Origin of the sequence: Bradyrhizobium sp. LVM 105 (genome assembly GCF_003957705.1) — a bacterium.
In the GTDB taxonomy this organism is placed as follows: domain Bacteria; phylum Pseudomonadota; class Alphaproteobacteria; order Rhizobiales; family Xanthobacteraceae; genus Bradyrhizobium; species Bradyrhizobium frederickii.
In genome coordinates, this window is record NZ_QZMV01000003.1 from 437,399 (window position 1) to 450,825 (window position 13,427).

The window sequence follows — 13,427 nt, forward strand, 5'->3', positions numbered from 1 at the left end:
ACTGCTGCGTCAATGCGCTGCCGACGCCAGCCGCGCAGCCACCGTCCGGCCGATCCGCGCGAACGCGGCCTCGATCTGCGCCGCATTCGGCGCGCCGCCTTGGACGTAAGCCGCGATCAGGATCGGCGTGTCGGGTTTGGGCCAGACGACCGCGATGTCGCACGCTGCATCCTTGCCGTTGTTGCCGGTCTTGTCGCCGATGGTCCAGCTTGCGGGCAGGCCGCCGCGCAGCCGGTTCGCGCCGGTCTTGCAGTTCACCATCCACTCCGTGAGCAGGGCACGCGAGGCCGGCGACAGGGCATCGCCCACCACCAGACGCCGCAAATTGCCCGCCATCGCCGCTGGCGTCGTGGTGTCCTGGGGATTGCCGGGCGGCGAGCGGTTGAGCTCGGGCTCATTATGATCGAGCCGCGAGGTGTTATCGCCAATCGATCGCCAGAATGCCGTGAGGGCAGCCGGCCCGCCGATCCGTGCCAGCAGCAGATTGGCGCAGGTATTGTCGCTGAGCTCGACGATCGCCTTGCACATTTCGGCGACTGACATCGTGCCGGCCGCGAGATTCTGCCTGGCGACCGGCGCATATTCCAGCAGATCGGCCTTGCCGTAAGGGACCATGGCCGCGAGTTGCTCCTCGCCGCGATCGACCCGCGCCAGCACGCAAGCCGCCAGCGAGGCCTTGAAGGTCGAGCACATGACGAAGCGCTCATCGGCGCGCCAGCTGAGCTTTGCACCGGTCGCAAGGTTCTCCGCATAGAGCCCGACCCGCCCGCCGCTCTCGCGTTCGTAGGATTCGAGTTCGGCCGGCGCCTCCGCGCCGAGCGCGGGAGACGCGGCGATCCAGCACAGGGAGGCGAGCAGGGAGCGGCGATCGACAAGCATGGGGGCTTTCGGGCGAGGGGGCAGGGGTTGATGCAGCGTATGGTGCATCCGCACCGTCATTGCGAGCGCAGCGAAGCAATCCAGTCTGTCACCGCGGGAAGATTCTGGATTGCTTCGCTGCGCTCGCAATGACGGAGAATGAGGGGCAAGCGCGTCCGAATTCGGGCAGCGGAAGGTTTGCCTCGTCACTCCCTCAGGTCATACCGATACGATTTCGACACGATCTGCCAGCCGTCGGCGAGCTTCATCGCCACCAAATAATCGGTGAAGTAGCGCGGCGGCAATTGGCACCGGACCTTGATGAAGGCGGTTTTCTCGTCCGAGCGGTCGATGGTGACGATGAAATCCTCGCGCGGCTTGCCCTCGGCCTTGGCGGAGGGACGCTTGCGCACGCGCTCGAGCCAGTCGGGCACAGACAGCACCTGCAACTCGCCCTTCTCGACCCAGCGCAAATCTGCCGAGGGATGGAAGATGGCGCCGAGCTTCTCGGCGTCGCTCTCGTAAAGGCCGTCAAAATAGGATTGCACGACGGCTTCGACGCTCGAACGGTTCTGGCTCATGGGTCACCCTTTTGCATGATGGCTTGCGGCGAACTTAGTCTTAGACATCAAAGTGCGCTATGGGTGTGTCAGCCATTTGCGCCAGGGCTCGCCATGACCGGATCAGAAAATTCGAACGCGCGTATCCTGATCGGCGAATGCTACTGCCGCACCGTCCGCTTCGAGGTGACCGATGCGTTCTCCTATGCGATGAATTGCCATTGTTCGAATTGCCGCCGCACCACCGGTTCGGCCTTCAAGCCGTTCGCCGGCATCCCGCAGGACAAGCTCCGCATCGTCAGGGGGGACGACCAGCGTCTCATTTTCGGCGACGACACCACCCATGACGCCCATTGTGGGCGATGCGGCTCGCTGCTTTACTCCCGGGTACGCAACGGACAATGGGTTCATGTCGCCATGGGAGCCCTGGTCGATGCCCCTTCGATCCGGCCGAGCGCCCATATTTTCGTAGGCTCGAAGGCGCCCTGGCACGAAATTACGGACAATCTGCCGCAATACCGGGGGCATATCGGCGACGGCTAGTGGAACTCGCCCGAACGCCGGCGGGGCCGCCGAACCGCGGCTGCGCTGGCGCGACAAACAGAGGAGGCCTTTCGGGCGGTCGTCGGTGCGATCTTCGTGACCTCCATCACAAGCATCGCCACCAGATCCTGCTAAAGCGGTCCCAAAGGGGGCTCGAGACGCCCCGAACCTCGGAAGTCGTGTCATGCGCAATCTGCTCAGGCTCTGCCCGCTTCTCCTCGCCGCAGCGCTGCTGTTCGGCCCGGATCCCGCGTTCGCCGGAAAGCGCGTCGCGCTGGTGCTTGCCAACTCGGCGTATCAGCACGCGCCTTCGCTCACCAACCCCGTCAATGACGGTGCGGTGATGGCCAAGACGCTGAAGGAGGCCGGTTTCGATGTCGTCGATTCCCGGCACGATTTGTCCGCGCAGGATACCCGTCGCGTGCTCCGCGATTTTGCCGACGCCACCCGGACGGCCGACATCGCCGTGGTTTACTATGCCGGCCACGGCATCGAGGTCGAGGGCTCGAACTATCTGATTCCGGTCGACGCCAAGCTCGAACGCGACACCGACGTGTTTGACGAGGCGCTTTCGCTCGACCGCGTCCTCGTCGCCGTCGAGCCCGCCAAGCAGCTCCGCCTGGTGATCCTGGATGCCTGCCGCGACAATCCGTTCGCCAAGAGGATGAAGCGCACGATTGCCTCGCGCGCCATGGGTCGGGGCCTCGCACAAGTCGAGCCGACCAGCCCCAACACGCTGATCGCCTATTCGGCGAAGGCCGGCTTCACCGCCCAGGACGGCGACGGCGCCAACAGTCCCTTTACGGTGGCGCTGTCGAAGTATCTGACGACGCCGGGCCTCGATGTCCGCCGCGCCTTCGGTTTCGTGCGCGACGAGGTGCTCAAGTCGACCGGCAACAAGCAGGAGCCGTTCGTCTACGGCTCGCTCGGCGGCGAGGACGTGCCGCTGGTTCCGGTCAAGGTGGTGGCCGCTGCGCCGGTCGCGCCCGTGGCGAACCCGCAGGCCGATATCCGCCGCGACTATGAGCTCGCGCTGCAGGTTGGCAACAAGGCGGCATGGGACGCCTTCCTCGCCCAGCACCCCGATGGCTTCTATGCGAATCTCGCCAAGCTCCAGGTCGAAAAGATCGGTGCCGAGCAGGCCCATGCAGCGGCCATCGCGAAGGCGAAGCAGGCCGAGGCCGAGCGCGATCGTCTCGCGGCCCTCGGCGCCCAGAAGGACGCGCAGGCCAAAGCCGCGGCCGACGCCAAAGCCGCCGAGCAGGCCCAGCTTACCGCGCAGAAGGCCAAGGAGCAGGCGCAGCAGCAGGCCGCCGCCGCCGAGCAGCAGCGCGTCAACCTCGCCGCCGCGGCTCCGAGCGCCGCGCCGGCCAGCACGGCGAGCCCGGCCGGCACCAATGTCGCCTCGCTGACGCCGCCGACCGCGCCGGCCGATCTCAACCGGTCGGTGCAGACCGAGCTCGGCCGCGTCGGCTGCTTCTCGGGCACAGCCGACGGCACCTGGAATACGTCCGCGCAGCGCTCGCTGTCGCAGTTCAATCGCTATGCCGGCACCAAGCTCGACGTGAAGGTCGCGAGCACCGACGCGCTCGATGCGGTCAAGGCCAAGCCGTCGCGGGTCTGTCCGCTGGTTTGCGAGCACGGCTTCAAGGCCGACGGCGACAAGTGCACGAAGATCGTCTGCCGCGAGGGCTATGCGGTCAACGACGACAATGAGTGCGAGAAGCAGCGCGCCGCAAAGCCGGCCAAGCCCGCGACGGCGAAGCGCGACGACGGTGACGAGCGTCCCGCCCGGCAGCGTCGGCAGGCCGGCGGTGCTGCCGCTGGCGCGGCGGGCGGCTATGGTGCCGCGGCCGGCATTGCCGCCGCGGCTGGTGCCGGCCGCCCCGCGGCCGGCGGGCAGATATTCTGCAACAGCATCGGCTGCCGTCCCGTCAACCGCGGCTGTCATCTCGAATATCGCGGCGGCGGCGGCCCCCACAACGACGCCAATGTCGAGGTGTGTCGCTGAGGGCGCGCGTGGTCGAGAGCGTCGTCCGGCAACGCTCGGACGAATTCAGGCCGAGATCGCGCTCGCTGCGATGTTCACCGTCAGGGCCAGCAAGGCCGTGTTATAGATGAACGACACGATCCCGTGCGCGGTGGCCGTGCGGCGGATCGTCTTGTCGGTGATGCCGACGTCGGAGACCTGCGCGGTCATGCCGATCACGAACGAGAAATAGACGAAGTCCCAATAGTCGGCGTGGTCTTCCTTGTCGCCGCTCGGAAATTGCAGGCCCGGCGTGGTGCTGCGGTAATAATCATGCGCGTAATGCAGCGCGAAGGTCGTGTGCACGGCGGCCCACGACAAAGCGATGGTGGCGATGGCGATGCTCAACTCCAGCACTCCGCGATGTGGCGTGCCGAGTTCGGAGACGATTGCCGCGATGCTGGCGAAGGCGCCGATCGCCGTCACCAGCAGGATCACGAAGCGGCCGTCGTCCTGCATCGCGGCGGCGCGGCGGATGTGGTGGTGGTCGTTGCACAGCATCATCGCATAGACCAGCACGAGATAGACCGCGATCAGCGCGTCCCAGCCGAACAAGAGCCGCGTCATCAGCCGGTACGAGCCCGGCAGCAGCAGGCCGACCAGGATGCCGGCCGCGACCGCGATGAAGGTCCGCGGCCGCGCATAGATCAACCGTACCGGCCGCGACATCTTGCGGAAGCGGGCGAGGGCGGGATCTTCCTTGTTTGTGGCCATGACGGGACGGCTCTCTCACTCAACTCTCGTTGTGGCCGCATCGTAGGTGCGCTCCCTCCCCCGCTCGCGGGGGAGGGGTGGGGAGAGGGTGCCTCCACAATCGAGGACCCCCAAGAGGAGAGAGCCCTCACCCGCCACGCTCCGCGAGCGTGTCGACCTCTCCCGCAAAGCGGGAGAGGTGAAGGAGCCCGGAGCTATTAGTTCTTCCGCTCGGCGACGAAGCGAGCCGCCGCCTGCAGCACGGCGGCGCGGTCGCCGAAGATCGAGACGGCGCTGTCGGCCCGCGCCAGCAGGTCGCGCACGCGCTGCTTGGCGCCCTCGATGCCGAGCTGGGTGACGAAAGTGGTCTTGCCGAGGGCTGCATCCTGGCCGGACGGCTTGCCGAGGGCTGCCGCATCGCCCTCGACGTCGAGCAGATCGTCCGCGATCTGGAAGGCTTCGCCGAGCGCGCGGCCGTAATCGTCGAGCGCCTGATATTCTTTCTGCGAGGCCTGGCCGAGGATCGCACCGGCGATGCAGCCATAGCGCAGCAGGGCGCCGGTCTTCATCTGCTGGATACGGGCGACATCGATCGGCTCGTTGCCGCCAAAGCGGCCCTCGCCGGCGAGATCGAGGATCTGGCCGCCGACCATGCCGCCGATGCCGGCGCAGCGCGCAAGAGCGCGCGTCAAAAGCAGCCGCACGTTGGCGTCGCGATGGATCTCGTCGCGGGTGACGATGTCGAAGGCGAGCGTCAGCAGGCCGTCGCCGGCGAGGATCGCGGTGGCGTCATCGGTCTTCTTGTGCAGGGTGGGGCGGCCGCGGCGCAGGTCCGAATTGTCCATTGCCGGCAGGTCGTCATGGATCAGCGAATAGCAGTGGATGCATTCGAGCGCCGCGCCCACGAGCAGGGACGCTTCGCGCGGCACGCCGAATACGGCTGCGCTCTCGACCACCAGGAACGGCCGCAAACGCTTGCCGCCGTTCAGGCTCGAATAGCGCATTGCGTCCATCAGTCGCTTGGGCCGGGCGATCTCATCGTGCAGGATATCGTCCGACAGCAGGCGCCCGAGCAGGGCCTCGGTATCATCAGCGGTCTTGTCCAGACGTTTGGCGAAATCGGACGGGGACGTGCCGGTCATCAAGAAGGGCTCCAGAACTAAAATTCGGCGGGACAATCCTTTATGCGCCCGTTTCAGTCAATCGTTTGGAAGGCCTAAAAAGTGCTGGAAAAGGCCCGAATTATCACAGACTTAATGGCAGGATCGGTGGCCGCGTTTCATTTTGCGCCGGAAAGGTTGATTTGCGCATCGTCAAAATCCTTCTCCTGGTGCTCGCGGTTGCGCTGCTCGCGCCCTATGTGATCGTGCCATTCTACCGCACCGGCCATCCCGTCTCGACGCTGATGGCCTGGCGCTCGCTTCGCGGCGCGCCGATGCAGCGGGACTGGATCGATCTGGCCGCGATGTCGCCCTATCTGCCGCGATCGGTTATCGCAGCCGAGGACGCCCATTTCTGCAGGCATCACGGCATCGATTGGGGCGCGCTGCGCGAGGCGATCGACGACGCAAAGGAGGACGGCACCGCCTTCCGGGGCGCCTCCACGATCACCCAGCAGGTCGCGAAAAATCTGTTCCTCTGGCAGGGGCGGGATTTCGTCCGCAAGGCGCTCGAATTTCCGCTGGCGCTCTGGATCGATCTCGTCCTGCCCAAGCCGCGGATCCTGGAGATTTATCTCAACATCGCCGAGTTCGGTCCGCAGGGCCAGTTCGGCGTCGAGGCCGGCAGTGCCTATGCCTTCGGCAAGTCGGCCGAGGACCTTTCACCCCGGGAGGCGGCGCTTCTGGCCTCGATCCTGCCGAATCCAGTCAAACGCAGCGCTAAAAGCCCCGGTCCGGGCGTCCGGCGGCTGGCGGCAACCTATATGGCGCGGGGGCAGGCGAGCTCGCTTGCAACCTGCTGGCGCGAAAATCGCTGATTTTGAGCCCGTTCCGGGCGTATTTTCCGGCCCAAGAGCCTAGCTTTAAGGCCAGCCTTCCTCTATAAGCCCGGCCTTGATCGGCATTCAGCTCGCCTCGTATTGCGGGTGCTGAGCCGTCCCCTCCGGACGATGCCCTGATGACACCAATCCCTAGAGGATATTGAAATGGCCGTTCCGAGAAGAAAAACCTCGCCGTCGCGCCGTGGCATGCGCCGCTCGGCAGACGCCATCAAGAAGCCGACCTATGTGGAAGACAAGGACTCAGGCGAGCTCCGTCGTCCGCACCATCTCGACCTCAAGACCGGCATGTACAAGGGCCGGCAGGTCCTGAAGAAGAAAGAGTCCTGAGGTCAGGACCTTTCTCTGGGCAGGATGATCTGGCTTGCCTGATTTCGGCCCATCCATGAGATAGACGGTGACGGCGGCGGAGCGAATGCTTCGCCGCTGCATTGTTCTGTCCGGATATCATGATCGAGAGGCATTTCGCCGATGGTCGGTTTCCCGCTGCTTCTGATTCCGCTCGCGGTCTACAACATCATCGCCTTCCTGATGCCCAGCGTGTCCTTCTCGGACGTGCTGTTCAAGGTGCCGATGATCACGGGCGAGGCCTGGCCGGTCACGCTCGCCGATCTCCTGCTCGCGCTCGGCGTGGTGCTGCTGCTGCTCGAGGTGGTCAAGGGTGCGCGGCCCGGATCGAAGTTCCTGATGGACCATCTGCTGTCGCTGATCGTCTTCGGCGCGGCGGCGGCCGAATTCGTGATGTGGCCCAAGTTCGGCAACTCGACCTATTTCCTGCTGGTGCTGCTCGCGATGGCGGATTTCCTCGGTGGCATTGCCCAGCGCACGCGCCGCCGCGTCACCTATGTCGCCGAGACCACGGTGCCGGCGCCGCGCAAGGCCAAGCGCCAGGCCGAGGCGCCGGCGGAGGATGCCGCGTCCGAGCGCAAGTTCGAGCCGGTGATTGCACCGCAGCCGGCACCGGTCGAGCCTCCCGCGACCTCGGCGCAATCCGTCGCCGAATCCGTGCTGATGGACCATCCTGCGCCCAAGCCCGTGCAGGGCGCGTCTTCCCCGGAAATTCCCTCGCCGCAGCTTCAGCCGGGTCACGGCACGCCGCCGTCCTCCGACACGCCGCCGCGCTGACCAGCCTCAAGCCACCTGCCGTGTCCGTGCGCTGACGCTTTGCAGCGGGCGTTTGCTGCCATAGGCGGTCTGCGCGTCTTCAGAAGACGCGCGGCGGAGTCGGCTCGTTTGGGGCAGCTGCTCGGCATTGGCAATGAGCTGGGTGACGAAGCTCGGATCGGGGCGCGGCAGCGGCGCCTTGCGGGCCCAGCGCAAGGTCGGCATCAGCGGCACGAGGGCCGTGCCGGTTTGCCGCTCTGTCTCGGGCAATCTGTCCGCATTTGCCATCGCAACACCGTTCATCTGCTCGAACTGGCGCATTTTGGGACATTGGCGCCGGCGCATGTGATGGTCTCGCAAGGGTTATGCCGGTGGAGCCTAACTGGTTCCTGGGTCCTCTGGGAACGTGGTTTCCAAATTGTTTATGAACTTTGCCTAGGGTCAAACGCGAATCTGGCTCTATCCTGTGCCGGCTCAGGACTTCCCGGCTGTCCCGAAACGAGGCGATCTTGACCCCTGCATTGCCGCAAGCCTCCGACATTCTGGCCGCGCTCGGTCAGGCCGTGTTCGCCTGGGACATCGCCAGCGATGCCATTGTCTGGGGTGACCAGGTCGCGAGCGTTTTTCCCGGTATTCCCGCCGAGCGGCTGGCGACCGGCGCCGAATTCGCCAAGCTGATCGAGCCCGGGCCGGCGCTGCGGATCGCCGCGCTGGCGCAGACTTCCGCCGTGCATGGCGCGGACGGCACGCCCTACCGCATCGAGTACGGCGTCCGCATGAGCGCCGCCGACCCCGTGATCTGGATCGAGGAGACCGGCCGCTGGTTCGCCGGCCCCGATGGCCGCCCCACGCGCGCGATCGGCTCGGTCCGTATCAACAACGAGCGCCATGCCCGCGACGAGGAGCTGACGAAGCTGGCCCGGCTCGATCCGCTGACCGGCGAGCTCAACCGCTCTCATCTGATCGCGGCGCTGGCCGAGGCGATCGAGGAGACGACCCGCTTCCGATCCACCGCCGCCTTCATGCTGGTCGGCATCGATCACCTCGCCCGCGTCAATGATGCCTTCGGCTTCGACGTTGCCGATGCCGTGATCCTCGACATCGCCAAGCGCATCCGCTTGCGGCTGCGCGGCGGCGACGTGCTCGGCCGCTTTTCCGGCAACAAGTTCGGCCTGATCCTGAAGAACTGCACCGTCGACGACATGAACGTCGCCGCCGAGCGCTTCCTCGCCGGCATCCGCGACGAGGTGGTGCCGACCAAATCAGGACCGGTCTCGGTCACGGCCTCGATCGGCGCGGTCAGCCTGCCGCGCTATGCCCGCAACACCGACGAGGCCGTCAACCGTGCCCACGAGACGCTGGACGCCGCCAAGCGCCGCCGCGCCGGCTCGTTCGCCGCCTGGCGTCCGGACGCCGCGCGCGACGCGCAGCGCCGCGTCAACATCCGCGTCACCGACGAGATCGTCACCGCGCTGAACGAGCGCCGCATCAAGCTCGCCTACGAGCCGGTGGTGTCCGCCGCCTCGCGCGAGCGCGCATTCCACGAATGCCTGGTGCGGATGGACCAGGGTGACGGCCATGTGCTGCTCGCGCCCGACATCGTGCCGGTCGCCGAACGGCTCGGCCTGATCCGCCTGGTCGATCATCGTGTGCTCGAGCTCGTGGTCGCCGAGCTCGCCGCCGCGCCCGATGTCAGCCTCAGCCTCAACATCTCGCCGGACACGACGATGGACCCGGACTGGTGGGCGGGGATCGAGTCGCTGATGCTGTCGCATCCCGGCGTTGCCGAGCGGCTGATCGTCGAGATCACCGAGACGGTCGCGATCCAGGACATCGACGACGTCCGTGGCTTCGTCACGCGGCTGAAGAATTTCGGCAGCCGCATCGCCATCGACGATTTTGGCGCCGGCTACACCTCGTTCCGAAACCTGCGCAAGCTCGGTGTCGATATCGTGAAGATCGACGGCGCCTTCGTGCAGAACATCACCCATTCCGCCGACGACCGAGCCTTCGTGCAGACCCTGATCGACCTCGCGCGCCGCCTCGACATCAAGACCGTCGCCGAATGGGTGCAGGACGAGGAAGCCGCAAGCATGCTGCGCGACTGGGGCTGCGACTACATCCAGGGTCGCCTGATCGGGCTTGCCGCGGCCGAGCGCCCGTGGGGTACGGCGGCGGAGAACGCATTGCCGGCGGCGAGCTGAGATGTCGTAGGGTGGGTTAGCGAAGCGTAACCCACCAAGCCAATCTACTGGGGAACGAAAGTGGTGGATTACGCCTTCGGCTAATCCACCCTACGAGATCTTCCTCACGCCCCCTCATCCAGCGCCACCAGCTCGCGCTTCTTGCGCAGCGACGGCAACAGCGGCGCGACCAACAGCACGATCGCGAACGCAAGACAGACTCCCGAGATCGGCCGCTGCACGAAGGTCCAGAGATCGCCCTGCGACAGGATCAGCGATTTGCGTAGATTGTTCTCCATCATCGGTCCCAGCACGAAGGCCAGTACCAGCGGTGCCGGCTCGTAGCCGAGCTTGCGCATGAAATAGCCGATGATCCCGAACGCGATCATCACATAGACGTCGAACACGTTGTTGCTGGAGCAGTAGACGCCGATGATCGTGAACAGGATGATCAGGGGAAACAGGATGTTGTAGGGCAGCTTGAGCAGCTGCACCCACATGCCGATCATCGGCAGGTTCAGGATCAGCAGCATGACGTTGCCGATATACATGCTGGCGACGATGCCCCAGAACAGGCCGGGGTTTTGCGTGATCAGCAGCGGCCCCGGCTGCAGGCCGTGAATGACGAAGGCTCCCAGCAGCAGCGCCATCACCACGTTCGGCGGGATGCCGAGCGTCATCAGCGGAATGAAGGCGCCGCCCGCCGCGGCGTTGTTCGCCGATTCCGGTCCCGCGACGCCTTCGATCGCGCCATGGCCGAAACGTTCGGGCGTCTTCGACAGCCGCTTCTCCAGCGCGTAGGAGGCGAACGACGCCACCACCGCGCCGCCGCCCGGCAGGATGCCGAGGAAGAAGCCGAGGATGGTGCCGCGGCCGACCGGACCTGCGCTCGCCCTCCAGTCCTGCCTGGTGGGCAGCAGATGGGTGATCCTGGTGTTGATGACGTCGCGCTTGATCGCCTGCTCGGTGTTGAGCAGCACCTCCGCAACGCCGAACAGGCCCATCACGACGGGCACGAGCCCGATGCCGTCGATCAGCTCCATGCGGCCGAAGGTCAGGCGCGGCTGCGCCGTGATGCTGTCGAGCCCGATCAGGCCCAGCACGACGCCGACGCACGCCATCAGCAGCGCCTTCGGCATCGAGCCCTGCGTCAGGAAGGTGAGCACCACGAGGCCGAGCACCATCAGGCTGAAATACTCGGCCGGGCCGAACGCGATGGCGACGCTGGCAAGCCTCGGCGCGACCAGCATCAAGGCGATCAGCGCGAACGTGCCGGCGGCGAAGGAGCCGAAGGCGGAGATGCCGAGCGCGGGGCCGGCGCGGCCCTGCTTCGCCATCTGGTGGCCGTCAATGCAGGTGACGACGGAGGCAGCCTCGCCGGGGATGTTGACCAGGATCGAGGTGGTCGAGCCGCCATACATCGAGCCGTAATAGATTCCGGCCATCATGATGATGCCGGATTCCGGCGTGCCCGACAGCGTCACCGGCAACAGCAGCGACATCGCCGAGATCGGCCCGATGCCCGGCAGCACGCCGACGAGCGTGCCGATGAAGACGCCGATGAAGCAATAGAGCAGGTTGACCGGCAGCAGCGCGACGCCGAACCCGTGGGCGACATTGACGAGCGTATCCATGGGTCAGCCGATCCCGAACAGGCCCGAGGGCAGCTGGATCAACAGCAGTCGCTTGAGCACCCACCACATGCCTGATGGCACCAGCACGGCGATCGGAATCGCCAGCGCCCAGCGCACCGGATCGATCAGTCGCAACAGCAGCAGCATCAAGGGGATCGACGACAGCAGGAAGCCGAGCGGCTCCAGCGCGATGGAGAATGCCACCAGACAGGCAATCAGCAGGAGCGGCTTGTTCCAGCGCACGTTCTCCCAGCGCGAGGCCAGCGTCGGGCCGCCCTCGGTGACCGCGGAGACGATGATGGCGCCGGCGAACACGCACATCAGGATGCCGGTGTAGAACAGCACGTAGCCGGAGCCGGGATCGTTGATGGTGCCGAGCTTGAGCTTCATCCCCGACCAGATCACGAAGCCGCCGAGCGCAAGCCCGATCACTCCGCCCCAGAGTTCGGAATTGTTGAGGCGGAGCTTGACGTTGGTTTGGTTGGTCATGTGAGACACCTCTCGACCACCGTCACCCTGAGGTGGCCGCTTCTTCAGCGGCCCTCGAAGGGCGACGGTGCCCCGATCCATCCTTCGAGGCGAGCCGCAAGTGCGGCTCGCGCCTCAGGATGACGCCAGCATGTTTGGCACCCCGACTCTACTTCTTCGCCAGTCCGAGCGTCTCGATCACCTTGCGCTCGGACTCGGTGAGCTCGACGACGAACTTCTTGTAGTCCTCGGTGTTCTTGTAGTTCGGCACCATGTCGTATTTGGCGAGCGTCGCCACCACGGCGGGGTCCTCGACCGCCTTCTTGAAAGCATCGTGCAGCTTGGCGACGATCTTTGGATCCATCCCCTTCGGGCCGGCGATGCCGAACGGGGAGTCATAGACCATGGGATAACCGAGCTCTTTCAGCGTCGGCACATCGGGGTAGTTCGGCGACCGCGCGCCCGTCCACACCATCAACAGGCGCAGCTTGCCCGCGTCGACCAGCGGCCGCCATCCCGTGGAATCCGCCTGAAGCATGGTGTGCTGTCCCAGCACCGCGGCGTTGGTCTCCGCGCCGCCCTTGAACGGGACTTGCGTCAGCTTGATGCCGGACATTCCGGCGATCTGCTCCATGCCGATATGCAGCGAGGTGCCGGCGCCCGGCGTGGCATAGGTGACCTTGCCCGGGTTCGCCTTCGCGAACTCCACCACGTCCTTCCAGCTCTTGAACTGCGACTCTGCGCTGGTGGTCACACCGAAGGTGTAGCCGGTGAGATGGACGATGTAGGTGAAGTCCTTGGCGGGATCCCACGACACCTCCTGCATCAAGGGCAGGCGGAAGACCGTGATCGGAATCTGCGAGATGGTGTAGCCGTCCGGCTTCGCCGCCGCTGCCATGGTCGCGGGGCCGACAGTGCCGCCGCCGCCGGCCTTGTTGTCGATCACGATCGGCTGCCCCAGCACCTTCGAGGCGCTGTCGGCGATCGCGCGCATCGAGATATCGGTCGATCCCCCGGCCGGCCACGGCACGATCAGGGTGATCGGCTTGGTGGGATAGTCTTGCGCGCCAGCCGCGGTCGCGGCCAACGCGCCCATGACGATATGCATCGCGGCAAACGCAGCCGCCCTCAGCCCATACCCCGACATCGGAACACCTCCCTCGCAGCGGCCGCGTTAAGGCCGCAGATTCTCATTGTTGTGAGGGGATTGTCCTCGAATTCACGGGAGAAGAAAAGCGCATTGCGCGGTCGCGGCGCAGCCGTCGGGGAGCCCAATCATGCCGGAAACGCGATGTGCGACAATCGGTCTTTCTGGCGCTTGCCGAGACACGGAATTTGCGCCGCCGGCGGCGCGAG

At 65.7% G+C, this 13,427-nt stretch carries 14 protein-coding genes; 6 read left to right on the top strand and 8 right to left on the bottom strand.

Going from position 1 to position 13,427, the window contains the following annotated elements:
• Positions 1-9 precede the first annotated feature (9 nt).
• Both bla and D6B98_RS11630 read right to left on the bottom strand, forming a co-directional pair.
• On the bottom strand, positions 10-879 hold the full coding sequence (bla, locus tag D6B98_RS11625) for a class A beta-lactamase (RefSeq protein ID WP_126257120.1): 870 nt from the start codon (positions 877-879) through the stop codon (positions 10-12).
• Positions 880-1,064: 185 nt separating this feature from the next.
• Entirely contained in the window at positions 1,065-1,439 is a 375-nt protein-coding gene (locus tag D6B98_RS11630; RefSeq protein ID WP_126257121.1) for a nuclear transport factor 2 family protein, read from the bottom strand.
• Between the two features lie 93 nt (positions 1,440-1,532).
• Here D6B98_RS11630 and D6B98_RS11635 point away from each other — a divergent pair, with 93 nt between their 5' ends.
• Together D6B98_RS11635 and D6B98_RS11640 are read left to right on the top strand one after the other, a co-directional pair.
• Positions 1,533-1,961: a GFA family protein gene (locus D6B98_RS11635; RefSeq protein ID WP_126257122.1), complete on the top strand. Its 429-nt coding sequence runs from the start codon at positions 1,533-1,535 to the stop codon at positions 1,959-1,961.
• Between the two features lie 184 nt (positions 1,962-2,145).
• Positions 2,146-3,972, top strand: coding sequence for a caspase family protein (locus D6B98_RS11640; protein WP_126257123.1), 1,827 nt, complete (start codon positions 2,146-2,148; stop codon positions 3,970-3,972).
• 45 nt (positions 3,973-4,017) lie between these two features.
• On the opposite strand, the gene D6B98_RS11645 is transcribed toward D6B98_RS11640, so the two are convergent.
• Positions 4,018-4,704, bottom strand: a complete 687-nt coding sequence (locus D6B98_RS11645) for a DUF1345 domain-containing protein (RefSeq protein WP_126257124.1) — start codon at positions 4,702-4,704, stop codon at positions 4,018-4,020.
• Positions 4,705-4,901: 197 nt separating this feature from the next.
• Positions 4,902-5,825, bottom strand: coding sequence for a polyprenyl synthetase family protein (locus tag D6B98_RS11650; RefSeq protein WP_126257125.1), 924 nt, complete (start codon positions 5,823-5,825; stop codon positions 4,902-4,904).
• 161 nt (positions 5,826-5,986) lie between these two features.
• On the opposite strand from D6B98_RS11650, the gene mtgA reads away from it, so the two are divergent.
• The 3 genes from mtgA (at position 5,987) to D6B98_RS11665 (ending at position 7,807) form a co-directional block, all read left to right on the top strand.
• Entirely contained in the window at positions 5,987-6,661 is a 675-nt protein-coding gene (gene mtgA, locus D6B98_RS11655; protein ID WP_126257126.1) for a monofunctional biosynthetic peptidoglycan transglycosylase, read from the top strand.
• 168 nt (positions 6,662-6,829) lie between these two features.
• Positions 6,830-7,012 (top strand): 50S ribosomal protein L32, encoded by a 183-nt coding sequence (gene rpmF, locus D6B98_RS11660; protein WP_007598106.1) that lies wholly within the window; start codon positions 6,830-6,832, stop codon positions 7,010-7,012.
• Positions 7,013-7,153: 141 nt separating this feature from the next.
• Entirely contained in the window at positions 7,154-7,807 is a 654-nt protein-coding gene (locus tag D6B98_RS11665) for a hypothetical protein (protein WP_126257127.1), read from the top strand.
• Positions 7,808-7,813: 6 nt separating this feature from the next.
• Here D6B98_RS11665 and D6B98_RS11670 read toward each other — a convergent pair whose 3' ends face one another.
• Positions 7,814-8,074: a hypothetical protein gene (locus D6B98_RS11670; protein ID WP_126257296.1), complete on the bottom strand. Its 261-nt coding sequence runs from the start codon at positions 8,072-8,074 to the stop codon at positions 7,814-7,816.
• A gap of 221 nt (positions 8,075-8,295) precedes the next feature.
• On the opposite strand from D6B98_RS11670, the gene D6B98_RS11675 reads away from it, so the two are divergent.
• Positions 8,296-9,990, top strand: coding sequence for a bifunctional diguanylate cyclase/phosphodiesterase (locus tag D6B98_RS11675; RefSeq protein WP_126257128.1), 1,695 nt, complete (start codon positions 8,296-8,298; stop codon positions 9,988-9,990).
• 104 nt (positions 9,991-10,094) lie between these two features.
• Here D6B98_RS11675 and D6B98_RS11680 read toward each other — a convergent pair whose 3' ends face one another.
• The 3 genes from D6B98_RS11680 to D6B98_RS11690 all read right to left on the bottom strand — a co-directional run bounded on the left by D6B98_RS11680 (position 10,095) and on the right by D6B98_RS11690 (position 13,218).
• Positions 10,095-11,603 carry a tripartite tricarboxylate transporter permease gene (locus D6B98_RS11680; protein ID WP_126257129.1) on the bottom strand — a complete coding sequence of 503 codons (1,509 nt, stop codon included), beginning with the start codon at positions 11,601-11,603 and terminating at the stop codon, positions 10,095-10,097.
• 3 nt (positions 11,604-11,606) lie between these two features.
• Complete coding sequence (locus D6B98_RS11685) at positions 11,607-12,092, bottom strand: tripartite tricarboxylate transporter TctB family protein (RefSeq protein WP_135169029.1); 486 nt, start codon at positions 12,090-12,092, stop codon at positions 11,607-11,609.
• 148 nt (positions 12,093-12,240) lie between these two features.
• Positions 12,241-13,218, bottom strand: coding sequence for a tripartite tricarboxylate transporter substrate binding protein (locus D6B98_RS11690; protein ID WP_126257131.1), 978 nt, complete (start codon positions 13,216-13,218; stop codon positions 12,241-12,243).
• Positions 13,219-13,427 lie beyond the last annotated feature (209 nt).